This window comes from Rhizobium sp. CIAT894 (assembly GCF_000172795.2).
GTDB lineage: Bacteria > Pseudomonadota > Alphaproteobacteria > Rhizobiales > Rhizobiaceae > Rhizobium.
Genome location: NZ_CP020951.1, coordinates 180866 through 202828 on the forward strand (window position 1 = coordinate 180866; position 21963 = coordinate 202828).

Genomic DNA, 21963 nt, shown 5'->3' on the forward strand with positions numbered 1-21963 from the left:
ACTTGGACGTGGTGGGCGATGCCGCCGACAGCCCGATCACCTCAAGGCTTGGCTCAGCCGACCAGAACGTCATCGGCATCACGCTCAACCGCTCCTTCCAGATCGGCTTTTGAACTTTGCGCCGCCGCTTTCTCATGTTGGCCGATATAGTCCCGCGTCACGGGAATGACGTCGTTGCGCTTGCTGAGCTGGATCTGGAAAACCACCAGATCTTCGTAGCGGAAGGCGGCTTCGGCGCTGGCAAGGTAGAATTCCCACATGCGGCAGAAGCGTTCGTCGTAAAGGGCGGCAGCCTCCTGCCGGCGCGCCAGGAAGCGCTTCCGCCAATGTGCCAGCGTCCAGGCATAGTGCAGGCGCAGGACCTCGATATCGGCAACCGCAAGACCGGCTTTTTCAATTTCGGGAAGGATTTCCGACAGCGCGGGAATGTAGCCGCCGGGAAAGATATATTTGTCGAGCCAAGGCGTGGTGAAGCCGGGTGTCGCCGAACAGCCGATCGTGTGCAAAACCATGATGCCGTCATCTTCCAGCAGGTCCGCACATTTCTCGAAGAAGGCGCGGTAGGATGCGAGGCCGACATGCTCGAACATGCCGACCGACACGATCCGGTCGAACCGTCCGCTCAGGCTGCGATAATCCTGCAGGGCAAACTGGATGCCCGCCTCCACCCGCTCTTGTTCGGCAAGCCGCTTCTGGGCGTAACCATGCTGCTCCTGCGACAGGGTGATGCCGAGCACATGCCCGCCCTGCACATGCCTCGCCATGTGCAGAGCGAGCCCACCCCAGCCGCAACCGATGTCGAGCACGCTCTTGCCGGGCCCAAGCTGCAATTTCGCGGCGAGATGCCGCTTCTTGGCGTGTTGCGCCGCATCGAGCGATTGGTCGGGGCTCTCGAAATAGGCGCAGGAATATTGCCGGTCCGCGTCGAGGAAGAGTTCGTAGAGCCGGCCATCGAGATCGTAATGGTGGGCGACATTGGCTTTGGAGCGGGCCGGAAGATTGCGATGGCGGAAGATGCGCAGCCATGTGCGGGCACGATCGATCACCCTGGCGATGAGCGGATGCTTGGCGTTCTGCGCCTCACGCAGCATCATCGCCAGAAAGTCGTGGAGCGAGCCCCGTTCGATGAGAAAGCGGCGATCCATATAGAGTTCGCCGAGCCGCAGATCGGCATCGATGAGGAATGCCCATTGCGCCGCAAGATCGGCAAAGCTGACATGTATCTGCTCTCCGGACCCGTCGCCGAAGGAGAGCTGCTGCCCATTGGATGTTGTGACGTTGAGATAGCCGCGGGTGACGATGCGCGCGAGCGCACGCTCCAGAACCCGATTGCTGAACGCCGATGCAGTGCCCTTCGCATGACGGAGGATGAAATTCTGGGTTGGCTGCATCACCGATCCTTGCTGACATGGGCGTGCGGCAGGATCGGTCCAACATCATTGCCGGTGACGGAGCCCGTTTTTTCCGATGCGCCGGCGATCAGCCAGACACCGGCGAGGATCAGACCGCTGCCGACGATCTGAAGGCTGACGATCGGTTCGCCGAAAGCGAACCAGCCGGTGGCAATGATCAGCACGTAGCTGATGCCGGAAAGCGGAAAGGCCTTGCTGAGGTCGAGTTCGGCGAGCACCGTCATCCAGATGAAGAAGCAGACGATCTCGACGACGACGGCTGCCAGGATCCAGTGCGAGATCAGCGCATCTTTAAGCCAGGTCGTCCCCTCGGCATTGCCGAGCTGCGTCGCGCCAAGCTTGGTGAAGATCTGGAACAGCGTGTTGAGGACAGGCACGGCAAGCCATGTCAGGCGCATCGACGTCATCACTTGGCCTCGTCCTGCGAAAAGAGCGGGGAGACCAGCCGCAACAGCGCCTGCAGCAGCCGATTGCGGTGGCGGAAGAACATGGTGTTTGCCGTAAGCTGACTGCCGAGCCGGACCTTGTTTTCATAATAGGCCTGGCCGCTCTGGTAGCGGCGAAGGCCATGATCGAGGCAATAGCGCAGATTGGTGAACCAGCTGAGGAAATAGAGGTTGTAGGGCCGTCCTCGCTCGCCGTCCATGCAGAAGAACTTGTCGATCGCAAGCTGCTCGTCGTGGACGATCAGGTTGGCGGCGAGCAGCTCGTCGCCGACGAAATAAAGCGCGCAGAACGAGCGGCCCGCCATATGGGTGAGGATGCCTTCAAAATAGGCCGGGGTCAGCTCCTCGAACTGCCATTCGCTGCGATTGCGCGTGTCGTGATAGAGCGCCATCACCCGGGGAAGCAGATCGCCGATCTCTGTTCTGATTTCGACCCTGACGGCGTCGAAGGATTTCAGCTTGCGCCGCATGTCCTTTCGGGTGCCTGCCGACAGCCGGGCCATATAGTCGTCGATGGTCTCGAAATCGATATCGAGCCAGGCGGACGGCAGGCCGCCGATGGCGGCATAACGGCGTTTTGAAAACAGCGCGCCGAATTCGGCGACAACCGGTGCCGGAATGTCCTTGATCCCCATCAGCGTGCAGCCCTCTTCGGCCGCAAGCGTCTCGAAGGCCGTGAGCAATTGTCCAAACAGCGCCTCGCGGCGCTCCTCCGGCACGTCGGCATGAAAGCCTATCGCGCCGGTTTCGGTGCAGGGCGAACCAAGGCAGGCAAGCCGCAGAACGAGAAAGCCCGATGCATGCTGCCGCACGCGCCGTATCAGCCGGCGCGGCATGCCCTCTTCCAGCGTGGTATCCAATGGATAAGGGCACAGGAACGCCGGCATGGCGGCGCTGATTTTTCCGTCTTCCACGATCGTGAGGTAGCGCCACTCGAAGTCGCCGATGCCGGCGTCTTCTATCGCCAGCAGGCAATCATAGTCCTCGACATGGCCGCGGAAGCAGGCATTCCACGCCTCGCGGCCGATGGCGCGGATCGTGTCGTAGACTTGCGTGACGGGATCGGCGCGGGGAAAGGGACGTTTATGCGCGAATTGCAGCATGGCTTGCCTCGAAAAAATCCGCCGTGAAAGCCGCGACCTGCCGATGCTGGCGATCGAGATGGATCATGTGGTAGCTGTCCTTGATCCATCTGAGTTCATGCGGCCCGCCAATATGCTCTGAGATGTAGAGGGCATGTCTGGGATTGCTCAGATCGTCTTCTTCCGCATGCAGGATCAGCGTCGGTGTCTGGATCTGCGGCAGGGTTCCGCGAAGCGCCTTGCCGAGCCGGTGCATTTCGACGATGCCGCGGCCGGGGAATTTCTCGAGCATGCCTTCGCCTGCCATGCCTTCGACCATGCGCCGCATCCGCTCGTCCTTGATGCCGAGGGAGTCATTCTCCCTGAAATTGAGACGATCGAGGAAAGGGATGCGCGACAACCATCCGATATGCGGCGACAGCAGCGTATAGTGCCTGGGAACATCCCAGCCGTCATAGTGGAAGCAGGGCGAATAGATGGCGACCGCCTTGATCAGATCCGGCCGCTGCTCGGCCGCCAGCAGTGACAGCTTGCCGCCAACGCAGATGCCGGCCGCAAATATCTCCTGCGTTCGCTCGGCCAGGAATTCGCAGGCCTGCAGCACGCTTTTCAGCCAGTCCTCCCAATGCGTCCGGCGCAATGTCCTGATATCCTCTCCATGACCGGCCAGCAGTGGCGCATGAACGCTGTAGCCGCGACGGTTCAGCTGGCGGGCGACAAGCTTCATCTCGGCCGGCGCTCCGGTCAGACCATGGATCAGCAGCACACCTTTGCCATTCGTGCCTTCCAGGAAGAAACTCAATTCCTCAGACCTCATGCCGAAGCTCCGCTTCGCGGTTTTCCGGGGCCATGAAGCCGAACGCATGGCAGGTGCTGATCACGTGCGTGCCAGCCCTTTCCTGCTCGTCCTTGATCTGCTCGTGCAGGGCCGAGAGTTTCGTCCAGTGGGTGCGCGGCCGGTAATGATGTTCGGCATGATAGCCATTGCCGAACCACAGCCAGTTATAGAAGGGCTTGTGGCTGCTCACGCCCCAGGCAATCGGTTCGTCCGGATCGCCGTGAAGATGCTCGTAATAGCCGTTGAGCGACGACAGGCAGTTGCCGGCATAATAGAAGGGAACGAAGAACAGGACGGCCTTCCAGTCGTAGATCAGCGCAATCGCCGCCAGGCCGAGAAAGGCCAGCAGCTCGAAACGGCCCCAGGCGGCATCGAAGGGACGCCGCTTGGCAATGGCCTGGTGGATATCGCCGAGACTGTCGCGGAAGAAGCTCTTCAGCGTATAGGACCAGACGTTTTCCGGCTCGCCGTTCCGGCCATGGCGATAGATCGACAGAAGATCGATCGTCTCGCCCTTCTCGTCCGGCCGGTCACTGTTGCCGGAGTGATGGCGCATATGCACCCAGTGGTAATAGGTCTGGGAAAAGCCGATCGCCACCGACTCCAGCAGGCTGAAGGCGTAATTCATCCAGTGCGGCTTGAAATAGGGGGTGTGGATGAAATTATGCGAGATGCTGTTGATGTTCCAGGATATCGACACGGCATAGAGGCAGCCGAGGATCAACGAGGCCCAGAGCGGCCGGCTCTGGAAGCCGACGATCAGGTAGACGTCGAAAACGAGATGCGCCACGGCGGCAAGCACGGGGGCGGCATCCCACCTGGTATGAGCAAAGATTTTCATAGTCCGGTTGCTCCGACACAGGCCACGCCGGCGGTAACAAGAAACACGCCCGTCGCGTGACGAAGGTTGATATTTTCCCTGAAGATGACGGCGCCGGCGACGACGGTCGCCACATAGCTCAGCGCCATCAGCGGGAAGGCGATGGTGAGCGGCACGCTGGCAAGCACGGCCGTCCAGGCAAGCAGTTCGATGGCCCAGAAGACGATGCCGAGCCAGGTCAGCGGTTTGGTGAGCGTCGCCAGCACGGGGCTGTCGCTGGCAGCCTGCTTGAAGCAGACCTCGCGCGCCGTTTCCGCCAGCACGCAGAAAAGGATCAGGCCGAGCATCGGCAATCGGAGGCTGCCGTTCATCCCATCGATTCCGCCAGGACTTCCAGCAATGCGTGATTTGCAGCGCTGTTGATGTTTCGCACGGCATCGGCCGCCTGCCGCAGACGTGGTTGATCGATGAAGATTTCGGCCTGCTTCAGCAGGCGGGTCGTGAAGCCGCCGGCATAGCTCGGCACCGAATAGTCGCCGATGACATCGGCGCCGATGATGCGATGGCGGCTGCCGATCTCGCTGATCAGCGCCATCAGGTAGGGCAGCCGCATGCGCCCCTGATCCCAGTTGGTCACGGCGTCATCGGCGGCGAGTACGTCCTTGTCGACTGTGACATAGACTGCTTCGGTGCCGATGCGGCTGAGGATCCGGTCGATGAAATTGTCCTCGCCGATCGCGGAGATGGAATTCCAGTGCAAGGCGCCCTTGTCCTGGCGGTAGCTCGGGCCGTTGCCATAATCGGCTTTCACGCGGCTCGGCGGATGTTCGTAAGGATAAAGTTCGAGCTTGCCTTGCTGCAGCCAGCCGAGATTGGCGCCCTTGCGCTCGGGATTGCGCAGGTCGTGGCTGCAGACTCCGATGGTGACGACCCTCTCGATATTGGGGTTTGAAAGCGCGCTGTTGACCCATGAGCCGCAATGCATTCCGCCCTCGAAATTCACCCAGTCGGGGTGATTGTCGAAATGGACGAGCGTGGTCGAAACCGGGCATCGTTCGAGAGCGGCATCGAGCAGCAGGGCGGTCACATGGTGGAAATCGCCCGAGCCCATGAAGGCAAGCTGCGGTCCTCTGCTGCGCGGCGGCAGCGATCTGGCTATGTCCCGGCTGAGTTCGGCAAGCATCTTCTGCCTGCCCCACAGTCTGATCGCCTTGCCGCTCAACTTGTCGACATGGTGGCACGCGCCCGCAAGCGTGCAGGCGCGCACGAAGTCCGGCTGCAACTCCAAAGCATCGTCGAGATGAAGGAGGAGAAGCTGCACTATCCTACCTCCGGGCCGCGCGCGTGAAGAGCTGGTCGAGCAGCGTCAGCGCCAGATCGATCTCTTCGCGAGAAATCAGCAGGTTCGGCGCCAGCGTGATGACGTTTTTATGGTAGCCTCCGACGTCGAGAACGAGACCATAGGTCTTGTTGCCGACCGTGAGATCGCCCTTCATGCCCTCGTCGCAGAGCCAGTCCATCGTCGCCTTGTCAGGCGTGAAACCGTCTTCCTTGCAGATCTCGCATCTCAGCGCCAATCCGAGCCCGTCGACATCGCCGACGATCGCATGGCGTTTCTGGAGCTGTTTCAGGCCATCGAGGAAATACGCGCCCTTGGCCATGATCGCGGCGCCGAAATCCTCCTCTTCCAGCATCTTCATGGTTTCGAGCGCGACGGCCGTGCCCATCGGGTTGCTGGCGAAGGTGGAATGGGTGGAACCGGGCGGGAAGACCGTCGGATTGATCATTTCTTCCCTGGCCCAGACGCCCGACAGCGGGTTGAGCCCATTGGTGATCGCCTTGCCGAAGACGAGAACATCAGGCGAGACGCCGAAATGTTCGATCGACCAGAGTTTGCCGGTCCGGTAGACACCCATCTGGATCTCGTCGACGACGAGCAGGATGCCGTGCTGATCGAGAACCTTCTTGAGTTCGGTGAAGAAGTTCATCGGCGGAATGACGTAGCCGCCGGTGCCCTGGATCGGCTCGACATAAAAGGCGGCATATTCCGCGCTGCCGACCTTCGGATCCCAGACGCCATTATATTCGCTTTCGAAGAGGCGGGCGAATTTGCGCACGCAATGCTCGCCGTATTCCTCCTTCGTCATGCCCTTCGGGCCGCGGAAATGGTAGGGAAACTCGACGAATTGCGCCCTTTCGCCGAAATGGCCGAAGCGGCGGCGGTAGCGATAGCTTGACGTGATCGCCGAGGCGCCCAGCGTGCGGCCGTGATAGCCGCCTTCGAAGGCGAACATCAGGCTTTTGCCGCCGGTATAGTTGCGCACCAGCTTCAGCGAATCCTCGATCGCCTGCGATCCGCCGACATTGAAATGAACGCGTCCCTTGCGGCCGAATTTGCGTTCGGCGTCCTGCGCGATCATGGCGGCCAGTTCGACCTTCTCGCGATGCAGATATTGCGAGGCGACCTGCGGCAGCCGGTCCAGCTGGCGGTGGACGGCGGCATTCAGTCTTTCGTTGCGATAGCCGAAATTGACGGCGGAATACCACATCTGCAGATCGAGAAACGGCGTTCCCTTGGCGTCATAGACGTAGGAACCTTCGCATTCCTCGAAGAATTTCGGCTCCGCCGAATAGTGGACCGTATCGCCGTGAGAGCAGTAGGTCTCCTCCAGCAGGCGCAGCTCGGCTTCCGACAGGTCGGAGAGCGGCGTCTTTTCGTTGAAGGTTTCAGCGTTCACAATGTTCATAAGGGGCCTCTCGGTGTTCTGGTTCAGGCGATTTTCGATTGCAGCTCGGCGCGGCGCTGACGCGGGATGCTCGGAATGACGGCTTTCATTCTGGAAAGCAGGTCGGCGAAATCATCGAAGGCGATGAAGGGGATGTTCTTGTCGCTGCAGTAATCGGCGAGCTTGTCCTTGGCGAAGACGAGGTCGGCTCTGCCGGCGACGCAGAAATCGCTCCGTCCGTCGCCGATATAGATTTGCGGCTCCATGCCGGAGACGACCCGGCATTTGCATACGCCCGAGCCGGACGAACAACCGGCCGAATTTGGAGCGGGTGCCAGGGTGTAGCTCTCAAGGCCGTTGACGATGCTGCAGTGAAGCAGATTGGCGACGACGGGCAGATCGGTGATGCCGTTCTGCCTCAGCACATGGCGGATGAAATAATCGACGCCGTCGCTGACGATCGTCAGGGGCAGGCCGTTGACGCGGCAGTAGTTGCGGAATGCTGGGAAGCCGGGGTCGATGGCCACGCTGCCGAGGATCGCATCGAGTTCGCGGCGGCTTGCCCGGATGAGGGCGATCTGGCGGCGCATGCACTCCGCCGATCCGATCAGGCCGTCCTTCCATTGCTGCTCGATGTCTTCCCACTCGGGCTCGGCAAAACAGGACAGCACGACATCCGTCACGTCCTGAACGGAAATCGTGCCGTCGAAATCAGAAAATACCTGCATCAAATAGCCCTTCGATCTGCCTTGCGGTCGTGTTTACCGACAGCCGATGAGGCAGACCTGAGAGGAAAATGATGCGAAGATGAAAACCGACAGAGCCGTTGTCGCGGATCGGGATCGCGGCGGTCGGTGCCGCCTCAATTCCCCGACAGTCGCAGTTCGACCCGCAGGCCACTGCCCCAGGAGGGTGTGGAAAGTTTCACGGAAGCGGCAAGCCGTTCCGCGGTGTCGGCAACGATTGCAAGCCCGAGGCCCGCCCCTTCGGCATTCAGCGTGTCGAGGCGATAGAAGCGGTTGAACACGGCCTCCCGCTCTTCGGGCGGTATGCCCGGTCCGTTGTCGTTGATCGATATCAGCCAGAACTCGTCTTCGGAGGAGAGGATGACCTCGATCATGCCGCCGACCGGCGTATATTTGATCGCATTGTCCAGGAGGTTGCTGATCATCATCTGCAGCAGCGATTCATCCGTCCTGATCTCGGCCGTTTCAGGCCCTTCCAGCGAGACGTCGAGATTGCGGCTGTTGATGATGTTGCCGAAGTCCGCGAGCGTCGACGCGATCATGTGATAGAGCGGCACCGGCATCGGATTGAGCGGATGGTGGCTGACCCTGGCAAGGCGCAGCAATTGCTCGATGAGATGGGTGGCTCTGTTGTTGCTGGTCACCAGATCCGAGATGATTGCCTTCTGTTCCTGCTGGTCATCGGTGCTGGCCAGCATCTGCAGCAGCAGCTTGACGCTTGCCTGCGGCGTGCGCAACTGGTGGGCCGCCAGATCGGAAAAGCGCCGTTCAAGGGTCAGCGATCGGCTGAGCTTGTCGAGAAGCTGGTTGATCGACCGGCCGAGAGGCAGAAGGTCCCTCGGGATATCCTCGACCGCAATGGCTGAAAGATCGTCCGGCGAACGGGTGCGGATCTGGTGCACGAGCCCGTGGATGGTCCGCAGGCCATTGTGGATCCCGAGCCAGATCAGAAAGCCGATCATCGGCACCAGCACGAGCAGCGGAAAGAACAGGTTCAGAAGGATGTTGGAAACCAGCGTCTGGCGCAGGGAGATCTTCTCGCCGACTTCCATGACGATTCCCGAAGCCGGGATCGGCAGCGAATAAACCCGCCAGTTCTCGCCGCGGTAAGAGAGGTCGGTGAAGCCCGCCTTCTGGTACGGCACGTCGGAGAGAAAGGCCGTGCTGGAATAGAACATGATCTTGCCGTCCACCCAGGCGCGGAACATATGCGCATCGGCATAGTCGTCTGCGTCCTCGTTGAAGGCGAGCTGATTGTCCATGTTGAAGTCGATGTCGTCGACCTGTTGCGGCGTCCGCTCCGGCGAGTGCCGCAACCGGTTGTGCAGCAGTCCCCACAAGACGTTCGCATCGTTGATGAGCTGCGCGTCGTAGATATTGTTGATCTCGCGCGTGGCGCTGTTGAAGGCGAAGGCGCCGATCACCAGGATCGTCACCACGACGACAGGGGCGATCCGCAGGTAGAGCTTGCGCGTAAGGGTTGATGGGCTCATCGTTCGATCATGTAGCCGATGCCGCGGATCGATTTGATGAATTCGGTGCCGAGTTTCTTGCGCAGATTGTAGATCGTCACCTCGATGGCATTGCTTTCGACGCTGCTATAGGCATCGTAAAGCGCGTATTCGATATCGTTCTTCGTCACGTAGCGACCGCTGCGCTCCATCAGGAGCTTGAGCAGATGGAATTCCTTTGCCGTCGTGTGCACCTGTATATTGCCTTTGCGCGCGACCATTGCCGACGGATCCACTTCGACATCGCCGCACCGAAGCAGGCTTTCCGTCCGGCCGTCGCGTCGCCGGATCAGCGCACGCAGGCGGGCCAGCAATTCGTCGAGATCGAAGGGTTTGACCAGATAGTCGTCGGCTCCCTCGTCGAGACCCTCGACCTTGCGCCGGACGTTGTCGAGCGCCGTCAAAAGCAGGATGGGGACGGTGTTGCCCTTACGTCTTATACCCTTCAGGACCTCGATGCCGCTGAGAAGCGGCAGGTTGATGTCGAGGACAAGGGCTGCAAAATCCGAATGCTCCGTCGCTTCGAGACCGGACTGGCCGTCACGCATCCAGTCAACGCCATAGGCGTGCTTCTCCAGTGCCTTCTTCAGGGATGAGCCGAGAATGCTGTCGTCTTCGACAAGTAGAATGCGCACGGTCGTTTCATTCCTGCGGTAGGCGGACACTGTCGATGAGAAACGCGATTTGAAGCTTTGTTGTGGCAGGCTGCGATAGAAGCGGCTGAATTGCTGCGCCCGCGTAGAGTTGCGCGTAACGACGCTATCTTTACGCCGCTTGTAAAGATGATGTCGTTACGCTATATCGTACTGACAGGAGTTCCCATGCCCGCCTCACCGACAAACAAAAGTCCGGACGCAAGCGTGCCGCTGAATATGCGCATTAAGCCTGCGACCCGCAACTTGATCGATCGCGCCGCCGAGTTGCTGGGAAAGACCCGCACGGATTTTATGCTGGAGGCTTCCGAGCGCCGCGCCGAGGAAGTGCTGCTCAACCGTACCATATTCACGGTCAGCCCCGAAATCCATGCCGAATACCTTGCCCGCCTGGATGCGCCCACACAGCCGAATGCGCGCCTGAAACGGACCATGTCGACCAAAGCGCCATGGGATGAGGCGTGACCCTCAGCCCGCCGGCACCCCTGGCCGATCATCACGAACTGGCCGAATTCAGTTCCGGCGTGCCTGAACTGGATAATTGGCTGCGTCGCCGTGCCCGCGCCAATCAGGCAGGCGGCGCATCGCGTACCTTTGTCGTGTGCGAGGGAAACCAAGTCATTGCCTATTATGCGCTTGCTTCAGGCGCGGTAAAGCAGCCGGAAGCGCCCGGCCGTTTTCGGCGGAACATGCCTGATCCGATTCCGGTTGCCGTACTTGGCCGCCTCGCTATCGATCAATCTTACCAGGGTCGGGGCATCGGCAGGGCATTGGTGCGCGATGCGGGCCTGCGGCTGCTCAATGCTGCAGAAATCCTCGGCATCCGCGGCGTGCTGGTGCATGCGATTTCCGACGATGCGCGAGCCTTCTACGAAGCGGTCGGCTTTCTGCCCTCGCCATCCGACCCCATGATGCTGATGGTCGGATTGCATGACCTTGATAGCGCGCTGAACTCGTGACCATGCTTGTCAGCTTCTGCTCACGCACTTCTCACAGCTTCTACATTGCCGCACCAAAATCCGCCGCCAACACCGCATCCTTCAGCGCCCTTGAATATTCATGCTGCGGATCATCCAGCACCGCCCGCGCCCGTCCTCGCTCAACGATCTCACCCTTGCGCATGATGATAATATTGTCGCTGACGTAATAAGCCGTCGCCAGATCATGCGTGATGTAGATGATCGAGAGCCCGAGTTCGTTTTTCAGCCGGCCGAAGAGGTTGACGATGGCCATGCGCAGCGAGGCGTCGACCATGGAGACCGGTTCGTCGGCCACCAGCAGGCGCGGCTCAGGGATCAGCGCGCGGGCGATGGCGACGCGCTGGAGCTGGCCGCCGGAGAGTTCGTGGGGGAAGCGGCCCTTCACCTCTTCGAGCGTCAGGCCGACGTGGTGGAGGGCGGCGTCGGCCATCTTTTCGGCCTGTTGCCGGTCCGGCCGTTTTCCGTCAGCGGAAAAATTGCGGGCGGTTTCGAAGAGATAGCGGTCGACGCGCTTCAGCGGGTTAAAGGCTTCGAAGGGGTTTTGCAGCACCGGCTGCACCTGCTTCATGAAGGCCTTGCGTTCGGCCCTGTTGTGGATGGCGACGGTCTTGCCGGCAAATTGCAGCTCGCCTTGCGTCGGCTCGGTCTGGCCGAGGATCATTGCCGCCACCGTCGATTTGCCCGAGCCGGATTCGCCGACGATCGAGAGGATCTCCGGCTCGTCGCCGATCTCGAAGCTGACATCGTTGACGGCGGTGATCAGCCGCCGGCCGAGCATGCCGCCCTGGCGGTAGATTTTCGTCACATGCGAGAGCCTAAGCAGCGTCAAACCTGATCCCCCGTCACCGCAAAACATGCCACCCGCCGCTCCGGCGCGACGGTGACCATGGGCGGAACCTTTTGCGAGCAAATCTCCATGCGCTTGGGACAGCGCGGGTGAAACCGGCAGCCTTCCGGCGGCATGGCGAGGTTCGGTGGCCGCCCCTCCAGCGAGGGCCGCGTCGTGGGGTCGCCGATCTTCGGCAGGCTGCCGACGAGGTGCTGCGTATAGGGGTGGAGCGGCATGCTGAAGAGCTTGGCCGTCGGCGCCTCCTCGACGAGCCGGCCGGCATAGACGATGCCGATGCGGTCGGAGACGGTCGCATGCACGCCCATATCATGGGTAACGAACAGGAAGGACGAGCCCATCTCGCGCTGGATGTCGCGGATCATCGACAGCACGTCGCGCTGCACGATCACGTCGAGCGCGGTCGTCGGTTCATCGGCAATGATGAATTCCGGCGTCAGGATGGTGGCGAGCGCAATGGTCATGCGCTGGCGCATGCCGCCGGAGAGTTCGTGCGGATAGGCGTCGAGCAGATGCGGATCGAGCTTCAGCCGCTGCAGATGGGCGGCGACCTTTTCGAAGAAGACCGATTTGCTGACCTTCATGTGGCGGAAGGCGAAATCGGTGAAGGAATGGCGGATCCGGCGCACCGGATTGAGCACATTCATCGAGCCCTGCATGATATAGGAGAGATGCTTCCAGCGCAGCGCCGTGCGCTCCTCCGGCGTCATCGCATAGATATCCTGGGTGCCGCCGCCGAAGTGGAATTTGACGTTGCCCGAGACCACCCGGAGCGGCGGGCGGATGGCGCCGGCGATGGTCTTGATCAGCGTCGTCTTGCCGCTGCTCGATTCGCCGGCAACGCCGTAGACCTCGCCGCGGCCGATCGTCAGGCTGATATCGTCGACGGCGCGCACCTCGCGATCGACGCCGTAAAGGAAGGCGCGGTAATAGGCTTTCAGATTCTGGATTTCGACCAAATTCTCCATGCTAACTTCCCATCCGGTTCAGCCGGCTGCGCGGATCATTGTATTCGTTCATCGACATGGAGAGCAGGAACAGCGCCAGGAACAGAATGACGATGACGGCGACGGGGGCGGCCACCCACCACCAGATGCCCGAGATCAGCGCCGAATGCGCATTGGCCCAGTAGATCATCATGCCCATGGTCGGCGTCTCGATATCGGTGAAACCGAGCACCGACAGCGTGATCTCCATGCCGATCGACCAGATCATGTTGTTCATCGTCGTGGCAAAGACGATCGGCAGCACATAGGGCAGGTGCTCCTCGACGAGGATCTTGCGCATCGTCATGCCGGAATAGACGCTCTGGGTGGTGAAGGGCCGGCTCTTCAGGCCGATCGCCACCGAGCGGATGAGGCGCGCATCATAGGACCAGCCGAGCGAGGCCATGATGACGATCAGCACCGTCCAGGTCATGCTGTCCTTCAGCACGAAATAGAAAAGGATCAGCAGTGGGAATTGCGGGATGACCATGACGCTGTCGTTGATCGCCATCAGCACCCGGTCGACCGCGCCGCCGGCATAACCGGCGACCAGCCCGACAACCAGCGAGATGATGCGCGAGAGAAAGGCGACGCCGATGCCGAAATAGAGCGTGTTGCGAAGGCCGGTCGTCAGCTGCCAGAAAACGTCCTGGCCGCGCGAAGTGGTGCCGAGCCAATAGTCGCCGTCCGGCGGCATGTCGGGCGGCAGGAGATAGATGTCGGTCGCGCCATAGGGCGAGAAATACGACAGGATGACGAGGCCGACGATGACGGCAAAGAGCAGCAGGCCACAGAGGAATTCCATGTTCTGGCGGGCGAGGTCGCGGATGATGGTAAACATGGTCTATTCCACCTTGATGCGCGGATCGATCAGCGGGCTCAGCACGTCGATGATGAAGACGGCGGCGGCGACGCCGACGATCGACAGCGCGCTGAGGCCGAGCACCAGGCTGTAGTCGCCGGCATGCACCGCTTCGATGAGCAGATTGCCGATGCCGGGATAGCCGAAGACGATTTCGGTGATGACGGTGCCGTTGAAGATCGCGCCGAGCGACATGGCAAGCCCGGTAAATTGCGGCACCATGGCGTTGCGGGCGATGTAGGAGCGCAGGATCTTCCGCTTCGGCACGCCGCCGAGCTCGGCGAAGACGACATAATCGTCGGTGATGATGTTGGACACCAGCGCCCGCATGCCGATCAGCCAGCTGCCGGCGCCGACCAGGATCAGCGACAAAGCCGGCAGGATGGAGTGTTTGAGGATATCGACGACCAGGGCAAAGGAGAGGTCGAGATTGGCGTTCATCTCATAGCCGCCATTGATCGGCAGCACCGGCCAGATGAAGCCGAAGACGATGAGCAGCACGAAGGCAAGGATATAATAGGGAATTGGCAGCATCGCGATGAAGACGAGGCTGACGGCCTTCAGCACCATGTCCTTGCGGTAATAGCCGGCGAGCGCGCCGATCGCATTGCCGAGCACGAAGGTGATCAGTGTCGAGACCGTCATCAGCCCGATCGTCCAGGGCAGGGAGCGCAGGATGATGGTGGAGACGGGGGTCGGAAAGGCCGAGAGCGAGGGGCCGAGATCGCCGGTCGCAAGCCGCAGCCAGAAATGCAGATATTGCTCCCAGATCGAGCCCTGCATGCCGTACAGCTCGCGCAGCGACTGGCGCATCAGCTCGATCGCGTTCGGATCGGATTGGCCCATCTGGGTGATGGCGCCTATGCTTTCTTCTACCGGATCGATCGGGGTCAGGTGGGTGACGAAGAAGGTGATCGTCACGCCGAGAAAGACGACAAGCAGAAACTGACCGAACCGCTTCAGCACAAAGATCAGATAGGGCGTCATAAGGCGGTGGTTCCTCTCTGGTTCCCTCTGGAAAGGATCGACGAGCACGGGTGGTTGGGCCCCATGCCCGTCGACAGGGGGCCGGCGCGATGGCTACGCGCCGGCGTTGGGAGGATTTATTTCGGTTGAGCCGGCTTCAGCTTGACCATCATCAGCCTCGAATTCGCCCAGTTCGGCACCGGATCGGTATAGGGGTCCTTGATGGTGGGATAGCCGGTCCAGTAGGTCGTATCCATCGAGGTGAAGACGTTATAGGACATCAGCGGGATCGTCGGCATTTCGCGGGCGACCAGCTTCAGATAATCCTTGCCGAGTTCCATGCCCTTCGGATCGTCGGCACTGATACCACGGATGCTCTCGATGATCTTGTCGAGCTCCGGATTGGACCAGCGCTGCCAGTTGCGCGGCGGCTGAACCTCACCCTTCTTGGCGACGAACTGCGAGTGCCAGCTGTCGAGGAAGAAGGAAAGGTCGGGATCGCCGCCCCAGGTTTCGACACTCCATGCGATCGCCACCTGGAAATCGCCGGGCTGCAGCGCCGTCTGCCAAAGCTTCGCTGCCGGCACCGCCTTGGCGTCGATGCCGAAGGCCGCCCATTGCTGCGCAATCAGCGTGCCGGCGCGGGTGAAGACCGAGCGGGTGTCGCCTTCCACCGTCATGCGGATCTTGAAGGGCTGTCCATCAGGGGTCAGCCATTTGCCACCTGACTTTTTGAAGCCGGCCTTTTCCAGAAGTTCGCCGGCCGCTTTCGGGTCCGGTTTCCACCAGCCATAGCCGAAGGCACCGCTGATCGCCTGCGGGTCGGTCGGGATCTGGTCCTTGAACTTTGGCTGCTTGCGCAGGATATCGGCGATCTGCTGTCCGACTGTCGGGTCATACGGCTTGATCTTGCTCTTGCCAGTATCGATCTCGAAATCCTTCAGCCAGTCCTGCATCGGCGCCTGATAGTCTTTCATCGTCGCCGCCGTCGGCGGCACGCCGAGTGCGGAAAGCGTCGCCGCCCCTCGGTAGCTCGCCATGTCGACGGCCTTGATGTCGATCAGCAGGGCCAGCGCCCAGCGCACATCGGCATTGTCGAAGGGCGCTTCCTGGGTGTTGAAGATCACGGCCGGCAGCGTCGGATCCGGATGGGCGAAGGGGAAGCCCGGGAACCAGGTATCGATCGTCTTCGACTTCTCCTTGAGGGTGAACATGCCCTCCGGCGTGTTGTCGTGGATGATATCGAGATTGTGCTCGAGCTGCGCGATGGTGCGCTTATCCGGCGGGCCGGGATCGGTATAGGTCACATATTTCGGGGCCGGCTCGCCGAAGCGGGCAAGCGAGGTGCGCTGCCAGTCGTCGCGCTTCTCCCAGGTATACCACTTGCCCTGCGGGTCATAGGCCTTCAGCTTGTAGGCGCCGAGCGAGACGGGATTGGCGAAGTCATAACGAAGCGGATCTTCGACTTTCTCGAACACATGCTTCGGCATGATCCAGGCGCCGTTCCAGCGCACGGTGAAGATCGCATGGAAGCGCGAATTCGGCTTCTTCAGCTTGAATACCACGGTCTGCGGATCGGTCGCCTCCACACTTGCCACCTGCACCGAGAAGGCCGCACTCCAGACCATGCCGGGATGGTCCATCTGCGTCTTGACGGTATAGACGACGTCATCGGCCGTGAATTCGACGCCGTCGCTCCAGTAGAGCCCCTTGCGCAGTTTCACGGTCATCTCGGTGAAGTCGGCATTATATTGCGGCTTGTCGGCGGCGAGCGAATTGTCCCAGGCCGCGCCGCCAAGCCCCTGTTCGGGGTCGATATACCAGAGCGTATCCATGGTCAGCTGCTGCAGGCCGGTGGAGACACCGCCGCCGCCATTGACCCAGATGTTGAACCAGCCGGGATTCTTGATCGTCCCTTCCGGATTTTCGACGATAAGCGTCTCCTTGCGCGGCAAGGAGGTGTAGTCATCGGCCCTCGCCGTCGCCGCCAGGCCGAGCGTGGCCAGCACGAAGCCGAATGCAAACCTCTTCCACTGTTGCATGAACTCCTCCCTAGAAAGCGACGATACGGCGGCCGCTGAGGCACGCATGGGCATGTCGCGGTTGTCGGTTCGCAGCCACCAGGGCTTCGAGCCCTGGCCTCAGTGAACCATCTCTCCGGCCCGCCTGCCTCCTCGCAGGGGAGCCGAATACCTCAGCCGGGGCCGGTCGGCGCCCGGCGCAGCTGTCATACCGACAGCCGGATGACGTTGTAGGACAGCGGTTTCAGCGCCGCCCGCACCCGTCCGTCCTCGATCTTGGCGCTCTCGACGGTGACCGGAGCGACCGTTTGCGGACGCTGCGCCGTATTGACGGCTTCGAGATCGCCATGGGTCATTTCCACCTGCTCGATCAGGCGGGCGCCGCCGAAACCTTCCAGCCGCACATCGAGATCGAGCGCACTATCCGGATGACGGTTGACGGCAAAGAAGGTCAGCGTCCTGCCGTCCTCGGAATGAACCGCCGAAACATCGAGATAGGGAACTTCGTTCTCCTCGTCGCTGTCATAGGTCGGGCCGTCGACGACGAGCTGCAGCGCCGTGCCGCGGCCATATCGGGAGGCGTAGTAGAAGGGGTAATAGATCGTCTGGCGCCAGGCCGCACCGCCGTCTTCGGTCATGATCGGGGCGATGACGTTGACGAGTTGGGCGATGCAGGCTATGCGCACCCGGTCGGAGCGGCGAATGAAGGTGTTGAGGATGCCGCCGACCTGCAGCACGTCCTCGAAATTATAGATATCTTCCAGCAGATGCGGCGCGTCCGGCCACTCATCGCGCGCCAGGATCTCCTTGTCCTGCTGGTTGGAATGATACCAGACGTTCCATTCGTCGAAGGAAATGCCGATCGTCTTCTTCGAGCGCTTCTTCGCCTTGATGTAATCGATGACGCCGCCGATCGTGGTGATGTAGCGGTCGAGCTTGGTGGCGCGGGAGAGATAGTTGAGCGTATTCTTCTCGCGGTTGGCGAAATACATATGCAGCGAGATGTAATCGGCGCTGTCATAGCACTGCTCGAGGACTTGGGCCTCCCAATCGGGATAGGTCTTCATGTCGGAATTGGATGAGCCGCAGACCACGAGTTCGAGCGACTTGTCGAAGCCGCGCATCGCCTTTGCCGTCTCATCCGCCAGCCGGCCATATTCATAGGCCGACTTATGACCGACCTGCCAGGGGCCGTCCATCTCGTTGCCGAGGCACCACAATTTGACATCGTGCGGATTGGACCAGCCGTGTTTGCGGCGCAGATCCGACCAGTAGGTGCCGCCGGGATGGTTGCAATATTCCAGGAAATTGCGGGCGGCGTCGAGGCCGCGCGAGCCGAGGTTGACGGCAAGCATCGGCTTGGTATTGGCCTTCTTGCACCAGTCGACGAATTCGTTGACGCCGATCTGGTTGGCTTCGCGGGTGCGCCAGGCCAGGTCGAGCCGCACCGGCCGCTCCGAACGCGGGCCGACGCCGTCTTCCCAATTATAGGCCGAGACGAAATTGCCGCCGGGATAACGGCAGTAGGGCGTATCGAGATCACGGACGAGATCGAGCACGTCGCGGCGGAAGCCGTCTTCATCGGCTGTCGGATGTCCGGGCTCGTAAATACCGCCGTAGATCGCTCTGCCGAGATGCTCGAGAAACGAGCTGTAGAGCCTGGCGTCAATGGTCGCGATGCGGAAATCGCGGTGGGCAACGACATTCGTCTTCAACGGATCCTCCCGTTTGTGTATCAGGAATTTTGTTTTCTTGCCCCTAACTTGATATCAGGAATGTCGTTCTGTCAATCGAGTCGCATATTTAATCATACTAATGCGATAATTTGAAAAAGTCGTTTAATTACAATAAATTGAAATGATTAAGCGACTGCTGAAACTCAAAATAAGCACGATTTTTAAATCAGGATTTCCGATAATGATTTTCAGACATGCAGCCGCATGGTGATGTCGCGGCCGTGATTTCCAAAGCCGCGGCCGAAAATATTGACGCCGCCGGTATGGCCGGCATTTTCGGCGATGCCGACCCTAAGGCGAATGGACGAATGCTGGGCAAGCGCCAGATCGCCGAGCGTCACATTGGAGGCGGCGACGCCGTCGATGAAGGTGCCGCGCGTCGAGATCCGCCAGGTCTTCATCATCCCGTATTGCGAGCCCTCGAGCTTCCACCATGCCGGCGTGAAGGCGCCGCGCTTGTCGCCGTAGTCGCCGGGCGATGTCCAGGTGCCGATCGCCATGCCGTTGACCCAGAGCGTGATGTCGGAGGGCCAGTCCGGATTGGTGCCGGGCACCTCGGAGGACAGCTCCAGCGAAAATTCGATGGCGCGGATATCCTTGTTCAACACCTTGGCATTGTTAGGGAATTTGTACTCGACATAACCCCTGCCGAACCACACCAGCCCGGCCTGCATACGCTGCGGATCCAGGAAATAGTCCGGAACATCGAGGGGGCCGATGACGCTTTCGCTGGAGCAAAGACCGCAGGGCGCATGCACGTCGCAGCTGGTGTAGAGCCCGACCGGCATCTCGACTTCGATGATATTGTTGGCCCGCTGCGCCGCACTTTCCTCGAAGCTGATCAGGATTTCGCTATAGGTCGCCGAGCAGATTTTCTGGTTTCCCTTGCGGGCCTTCGCCAGCCGCGAATCCACCAGCCCGGCATCTTCCAGGATCTGAATGCCGGTCGCTACGGTGGATTGGGGGAGGGAAAGCGCTTGGGCGATATCGTTGATGTTAAGCGGCCCCTTGGCGCACAGCAGCTTCAGAATCTCGATCCGCGCCGGCGCCGAAAGCGCCCGTATCGCCTCATGATTCTCGCCCGCGGCAATCGTCAAAAACGAACGTTCCATCATTCCCCCAAGAATTCCCAGAGAAATGATGTATATCGGAAAGTATGATACATCAAGTGGGTGTATTTAAACAATTGCAGGAATGAGGCTGCGTGGTTCCGGCCTCGCGGGTATAACTCCCGAGGCCACACTTTCTCGAGCGGGAAATGCCAGCGACTCTGGCATTTGGGTTCTGCTGAGCAATAGACTGATTGGTCTGCCGCGGTGCCATGAAAAATTGTATTTCGCGGAAAAAAACGAAGAGAGTACGACCCGAGCGAATCGAGATAGAATTTGGAGAGTAAAATGGCGCGGAAGGCCCTGCGACGCGGAGAGCTGTTTGAGATCGATCTTGGCGATGGTCGCTACACCGCCGCGATGGCTTTAAAACATCCACTGGTCGTTTTTTTCGACGTGATTTCAGGGGGCGAAATTGCACCGAACACGGACATGCCGGTTGCCTTCAAGTGCTGGGTCATGGATAGCGCATTCCGCGGAACCGGCTGGCGAAGCATCGGTGTCTTCGAGCCAAATCCGGATTGGGAAAATATAGCTTTCGTAAAGACTGATGTCATTTCTGGCGCGGTAAGAGCATATAGGGACGGCGTCGAAGTACCTATCACAATTAGTGACGCCGCACAGATGGAACCGGCCGCCGTGTGGAGCGGGAACCATGTTATCGATCGTCTCAGGGATCATTTTGACGCGAGACCCAATAAGTGGCTTGAATCTTTAAAAAATGTCATGGGCGGGGTATCTGGGATCAGGAAATGATCTGAGGATGCTCTGCGCCGATCGTGCCGAGATGCCACTCATCGATCTGCCAGGAGTTCTCACTCGGCAGCAATTGCTGCTCCCTGATCCACCCCAACGTTGGACCGTCATAGTAGGCAGAATAAGACTAATGCCCACCCACCTCGGGCTGCAGATCGGCATCCGTCAGCGTCCCGAGGAAGGCGACGATGTCGTCAATCTCGGGATCGGTCAGCGCCGGCGCGTCGCCGGGTTTCCGGCCGAAGGGCGGGTCCTGGTTGAGATTGTCCCAATAGGCTTGCGGCAGGTCGTCATAGCGGCGAACCGTGCCGTCGGTATTTTTCGAATACCAGCGGCCGGGGTCGCTGTCGCGGGTCGCGTAGAAGGAGACGACGTCGCGCAGCGTGTGGAAATAGCCGTTGTGGAAGAAGCTCTTCTTCAAAGCGACATTGCGCAGCGTCGGCGTGCGGAACAGGCCGCAGTATTCGCTGTGACCGGCAAGGTCTGTGCGCTGAGGGCCGCAAAGGCCGAGGTCGTGATAGCCGGGGTCGCTGTTGGCCGGGATCGCCATGTTGCGGGGGGTTGCAAGGCCGAGGAAGCCGAAATCGGAAAAGAGCGGCGGCTCGCCGTCATTGGCGGGTTCGCTGAGATGGCAGCTCGAACAATTGCCCTTTGCGGGATCCTCGAACAGCTGCCGCCCGTGCAATTCCTGCGCCGTCAGCGTCGCCTTGCCGGCGAGGAAGGCGTCGTAGCGGCTGGAATAGGGGTAGAAATCGGGGCCGCTCTGTTCGAAGGTGGCGAGCGCCTCGGCGGCGGCGTCGAAGGTGTCATCAGGATTGTCGAAGACGGTCTCGCCGAAGGCCGCCCTGATGTCGGCGGCGTAGGGCGCCTTGCGCAATTTGGCGGCGACCTCGGCCGCATCCTTGTTGCCCATCTCGAAGGGAGAGAGCAGCGGGATCTTCGCCTGATCGGCGCCGCGATCGACCCGGCCGTCCCAGGTCAGGCCGCCGGTCGGGCCATTGTCGACGCTTTCGTCGCCCTCGTCCTCGGAATCGTAATAATGCTCGGTGAAGTCGGGCACCGCCTGCAGGTAACGCAGCGTCGGAACGGTGCGCAGGCCCGGCCGGTCCATATGTTCGCCGCCCATTTCGACCGGCGCGGCCGATGCCGGGCCGAAACCATGCGCCGGGTCATGGCAGGAGGCGCAGGCCTGCAGCCCGGAGGCCGACAGCGACATATCCGAGAAAAGTTTGCGGCCGAGTGCGGTCAGCGTCTCGGCCCGGGCGAAGGCCTCGGCGCGCGACATCGGGCCGGGATGCACGCCGGACGCCTCCGCCGCGCTGCTTTGCCGCAGCGGCAGAATGGCCAGACAGAGTGCTGCACCGGCCACGCCGATCGCCAGCCGGGATCGCGAAAACCGGAAAATCGTCTTCATCATCATAAGGATTCCAAGTGCTTAGGACTGTTTTCCATCATCATCGAACCTT

22 protein-coding genes are annotated in these 21963 nt (G+C 60.6%); 3 read left to right on the forward strand and 19 right to left on the reverse strand.

The annotated features are described in order from the left end of the window. Positions 1–53 precede the first annotated feature (53 nt). From RHEC894_RS27180 to RHEC894_RS27230, 11 genes are all read right to left on the reverse strand, one after another. Entirely contained in the window at positions 54–1391 is a 1338-nt protein-coding gene (locus tag RHEC894_RS27180; RefSeq protein WP_085739827.1) for a cyclopropane-fatty-acyl-phospholipid synthase family protein, read from the reverse strand. Beyond that, positions 1391–1819, reverse strand: a complete 429-nt coding sequence (locus RHEC894_RS27185; protein ID WP_085739828.1) for an EamA family transporter — start codon at positions 1817–1819, stop codon at positions 1391–1393. The genes RHEC894_RS27180 and RHEC894_RS27185 overlap by 1 nt, the downstream gene beginning before the upstream one ends. Further along, positions 1819–2961 (reverse strand): peptidogalycan biosysnthesis protein, encoded by a 1143-nt coding sequence (locus RHEC894_RS27190; RefSeq protein WP_085739829.1) that lies wholly within the window; start codon positions 2959–2961, stop codon positions 1819–1821. The genes RHEC894_RS27185 and RHEC894_RS27190 overlap by 1 nt, the downstream gene beginning before the upstream one ends. Continuing rightward, entirely contained in the window at positions 2942–3757 is an 816-nt protein-coding gene (locus RHEC894_RS27195) for an alpha/beta fold hydrolase (RefSeq protein WP_085739830.1), read from the reverse strand. The genes RHEC894_RS27190 and RHEC894_RS27195 overlap by 20 nt, the downstream gene beginning before the upstream one ends. Further along, positions 3747–4619 (reverse strand): fatty acid desaturase, encoded by an 873-nt coding sequence (locus tag RHEC894_RS27200; RefSeq protein WP_085739831.1) that lies wholly within the window; start codon positions 4617–4619, stop codon positions 3747–3749. Before RHEC894_RS27200 ends, RHEC894_RS27195 begins: the two co-directional genes overlap by 11 nt. Further along, entirely contained in the window at positions 4616–4969 is a 354-nt protein-coding gene (locus RHEC894_RS27205; RefSeq protein ID WP_085739832.1) for a permease, read from the reverse strand. The genes RHEC894_RS27200 and RHEC894_RS27205 overlap by 4 nt, the downstream gene beginning before the upstream one ends. After that, positions 4966–5919 (reverse strand): arginase, encoded by a 954-nt coding sequence (locus RHEC894_RS27210; protein ID WP_085739833.1) that lies wholly within the window; start codon positions 5917–5919, stop codon positions 4966–4968. Before RHEC894_RS27210 ends, RHEC894_RS27205 begins: the two co-directional genes overlap by 4 nt. Positions 5920–5923: 4 nt before the next feature. Further along, positions 5924–7345 (reverse strand): aminotransferase class III-fold pyridoxal phosphate-dependent enzyme, encoded by a 1422-nt coding sequence (locus tag RHEC894_RS27215; protein WP_085739834.1) that lies wholly within the window; start codon positions 7343–7345, stop codon positions 5924–5926. A 23-nt stretch (positions 7346–7368) separates the two neighbouring features. After that, complete coding sequence (locus RHEC894_RS27220; protein ID WP_085739835.1) at positions 7369–8052, reverse strand: MtnX-like HAD-IB family phosphatase; 684 nt, start codon at positions 8050–8052, stop codon at positions 7369–7371. Between the two features lie 134 nt (positions 8053–8186). Next, on the reverse strand, positions 8187–9563 hold the full coding sequence (locus tag RHEC894_RS27225) for an ATP-binding protein (RefSeq protein ID WP_085739836.1): 1377 nt from the start codon (positions 9561–9563) through the stop codon (positions 8187–8189). Next, positions 9560–10216, reverse strand: a complete 657-nt coding sequence (locus RHEC894_RS27230; protein ID WP_085739837.1) for a response regulator transcription factor — start codon at positions 10214–10216, stop codon at positions 9560–9562. The genes RHEC894_RS27225 and RHEC894_RS27230 overlap by 4 nt, the downstream gene beginning before the upstream one ends. 186 nt (positions 10217–10402) lie before the next feature. Between RHEC894_RS27230 and RHEC894_RS27235 the strand changes: the two genes are divergently transcribed. Continuing rightward, positions 10403–10699, forward strand: a complete 297-nt coding sequence (locus tag RHEC894_RS27235) for a DUF1778 domain-containing protein (protein WP_085739838.1) — start codon at positions 10403–10405, stop codon at positions 10697–10699. Continuing rightward, positions 10696–11193: a GNAT family N-acetyltransferase gene (locus RHEC894_RS27240; protein ID WP_085739839.1), complete on the forward strand. Its 498-nt coding sequence runs from the start codon at positions 10696–10698 to the stop codon at positions 11191–11193. Before RHEC894_RS27235 ends, RHEC894_RS27240 begins: the two co-directional genes overlap by 4 nt. Before the next feature lie 40 nt (positions 11194–11233). Here RHEC894_RS27240 and RHEC894_RS27245 read toward each other — a convergent pair whose 3' ends face one another. The 7 genes from RHEC894_RS27245 to RHEC894_RS27275 all read right to left on the reverse strand — a co-directional run bounded on the left by RHEC894_RS27245 (position 11234) and on the right by RHEC894_RS27275 (position 19747). After that, on the reverse strand, positions 11234–11992 hold the full coding sequence (locus RHEC894_RS27245) for an ATP-binding cassette domain-containing protein (RefSeq protein ID WP_245339584.1): 759 nt from the start codon (positions 11990–11992) through the stop codon (positions 11234–11236). Between the two features lie 47 nt (positions 11993–12039). After that, positions 12040–13029, reverse strand: coding sequence for an ABC transporter ATP-binding protein (locus tag RHEC894_RS27250; RefSeq protein ID WP_085739841.1), 990 nt, complete (start codon positions 13027–13029; stop codon positions 12040–12042). A 1-nt stretch (position 13030) separates the two neighbouring features. Further along, positions 13031–13888 (reverse strand): ABC transporter permease, encoded by an 858-nt coding sequence (locus RHEC894_RS27255; protein WP_085739842.1) that lies wholly within the window; start codon positions 13886–13888, stop codon positions 13031–13033. Positions 13889–13891: 3 nt separating this feature from the next. Further along, positions 13892–14896: an ABC transporter permease gene (locus tag RHEC894_RS27260; RefSeq protein ID WP_085739843.1), complete on the reverse strand. Its 1005-nt coding sequence runs from the start codon at positions 14894–14896 to the stop codon at positions 13892–13894. A gap of 116 nt (positions 14897–15012) precedes the next feature. Next, entirely contained in the window at positions 15013–16917 is a 1905-nt protein-coding gene (locus RHEC894_RS27265) for an ABC transporter substrate-binding protein (protein WP_085739844.1), read from the reverse strand. 185 nt (positions 16918–17102) lie between these two features. Continuing rightward, positions 17103–18611, reverse strand: coding sequence for an alpha-N-arabinofuranosidase (locus tag RHEC894_RS27270; RefSeq protein ID WP_085739845.1), 1509 nt, complete (start codon positions 18609–18611; stop codon positions 17103–17105). A gap of 209 nt (positions 18612–18820) precedes the next feature. After that, positions 18821–19747 (reverse strand): ArsR family transcriptional regulator, encoded by a 927-nt coding sequence (locus RHEC894_RS27275; protein WP_206427948.1) that lies wholly within the window; start codon positions 19745–19747, stop codon positions 18821–18823. Positions 19748–20029: 282 nt separating this feature from the next. Here RHEC894_RS27275 and RHEC894_RS27280 point away from each other — a divergent pair, with 282 nt between their 5' ends. Next, positions 20030–20497 carry an Imm26 family immunity protein gene (locus tag RHEC894_RS27280; RefSeq protein ID WP_085739846.1) on the forward strand — a complete coding sequence of 156 codons (468 nt, stop codon included), beginning with the start codon at positions 20030–20032 and terminating at the stop codon, positions 20495–20497. A gap of 127 nt (positions 20498–20624) precedes the next feature. Here RHEC894_RS27280 and RHEC894_RS27285 read toward each other — a convergent pair whose 3' ends face one another. After that, positions 20625–21917, reverse strand: coding sequence for a cytochrome-c peroxidase (locus RHEC894_RS27285; protein ID WP_010068326.1), 1293 nt, complete (start codon positions 21915–21917; stop codon positions 20625–20627). Between the last annotated feature and the right edge of the window lie 46 nt (positions 21918–21963).

Excerpts from the sequence above, each read along its gene's own strand:
- RHEC894_RS27180 (WP_085739827.1), bottom strand. The coding sequence starts at position 1,391 with ATGCAGCCAACCCAGAATTTCATCCTCCGTCATGCGAAGGGCACTGCA.
- RHEC894_RS27185 (WP_085739828.1), bottom strand. The coding sequence starts at position 1,819 with ATGACGTCGATGCGCCTGACATGGCTTGCCGTGCCTGTCCTCAACACG.
- RHEC894_RS27190 (WP_085739829.1), bottom strand. The coding sequence starts at position 2,961 with ATGCTGCAATTCGCGCATAAACGTCCCTTTCCCCGCGCCGATCCCGTC.
- RHEC894_RS27195 (WP_085739830.1), bottom strand. The coding sequence starts at position 3,757 with ATGAGGTCTGAGGAATTGAGTTTCTTCCTGGAAGGCACGAATGGCAAA.
- RHEC894_RS27200 (WP_085739831.1), bottom strand. The coding sequence starts at position 4,619 with ATGAAAATCTTTGCTCATACCAGGTGGGATGCCGCCCCCGTGCTTGCC.
- RHEC894_RS27205 (WP_085739832.1), bottom strand. The coding sequence starts at position 4,969 with ATGAACGGCAGCCTCCGATTGCCGATGCTCGGCCTGATCCTTTTCTGC.
- RHEC894_RS27215 (WP_085739834.1), bottom strand. The coding sequence starts at position 7,345 with ATGAACATTGTGAACGCTGAAACCTTCAACGAAAAGACGCCGCTCTCC.
- RHEC894_RS27220 (WP_085739835.1), bottom strand. The coding sequence starts at position 8,052 with ATGCAGGTATTTTCTGATTTCGACGGCACGATTTCCGTTCAGGACGTG.
- RHEC894_RS27225 (WP_085739836.1), bottom strand. The coding sequence starts at position 9,563 with ATGAGCCCATCAACCCTTACGCGCAAGCTCTACCTGCGGATCGCCCCT.
- RHEC894_RS27235 (WP_085739838.1), top strand. The coding sequence starts at position 10,403 with ATGCCCGCCTCACCGACAAACAAAAGTCCGGACGCAAGCGTGCCGCTG.
- RHEC894_RS27245 (WP_245339584.1), bottom strand. The coding sequence starts at position 11,992 with ATGCTCGGCCGGCGGCTGATCACCGCCGTCAACGATGTCAGCTTCGAG.
- RHEC894_RS27250 (WP_085739841.1), bottom strand. The coding sequence starts at position 13,029 with ATGGAGAATTTGGTCGAAATCCAGAATCTGAAAGCCTATTACCGCGCC.
- RHEC894_RS27255 (WP_085739842.1), bottom strand. The coding sequence starts at position 13,888 with ATGTTTACCATCATCCGCGACCTCGCCCGCCAGAACATGGAATTCCTC.
- RHEC894_RS27260 (WP_085739843.1), bottom strand. The coding sequence starts at position 14,896 with ATGACGCCCTATCTGATCTTTGTGCTGAAGCGGTTCGGTCAGTTTCTG.
- RHEC894_RS27265 (WP_085739844.1), bottom strand. The coding sequence starts at position 16,917 with ATGCAACAGTGGAAGAGGTTTGCATTCGGCTTCGTGCTGGCCACGCTC.
- RHEC894_RS27275 (WP_206427948.1), bottom strand. The coding sequence starts at position 19,747 with ATGATGGAACGTTCGTTTTTGACGATTGCCGCGGGCGAGAATCATGAG.
- RHEC894_RS27280 (WP_085739846.1), top strand. The coding sequence starts at position 20,030 with ATGGCGCGGAAGGCCCTGCGACGCGGAGAGCTGTTTGAGATCGATCTT.
- RHEC894_RS27285 (WP_010068326.1), bottom strand. The coding sequence starts at position 21,917 with ATGATGATGAAGACGATTTTCCGGTTTTCGCGATCCCGGCTGGCGATC.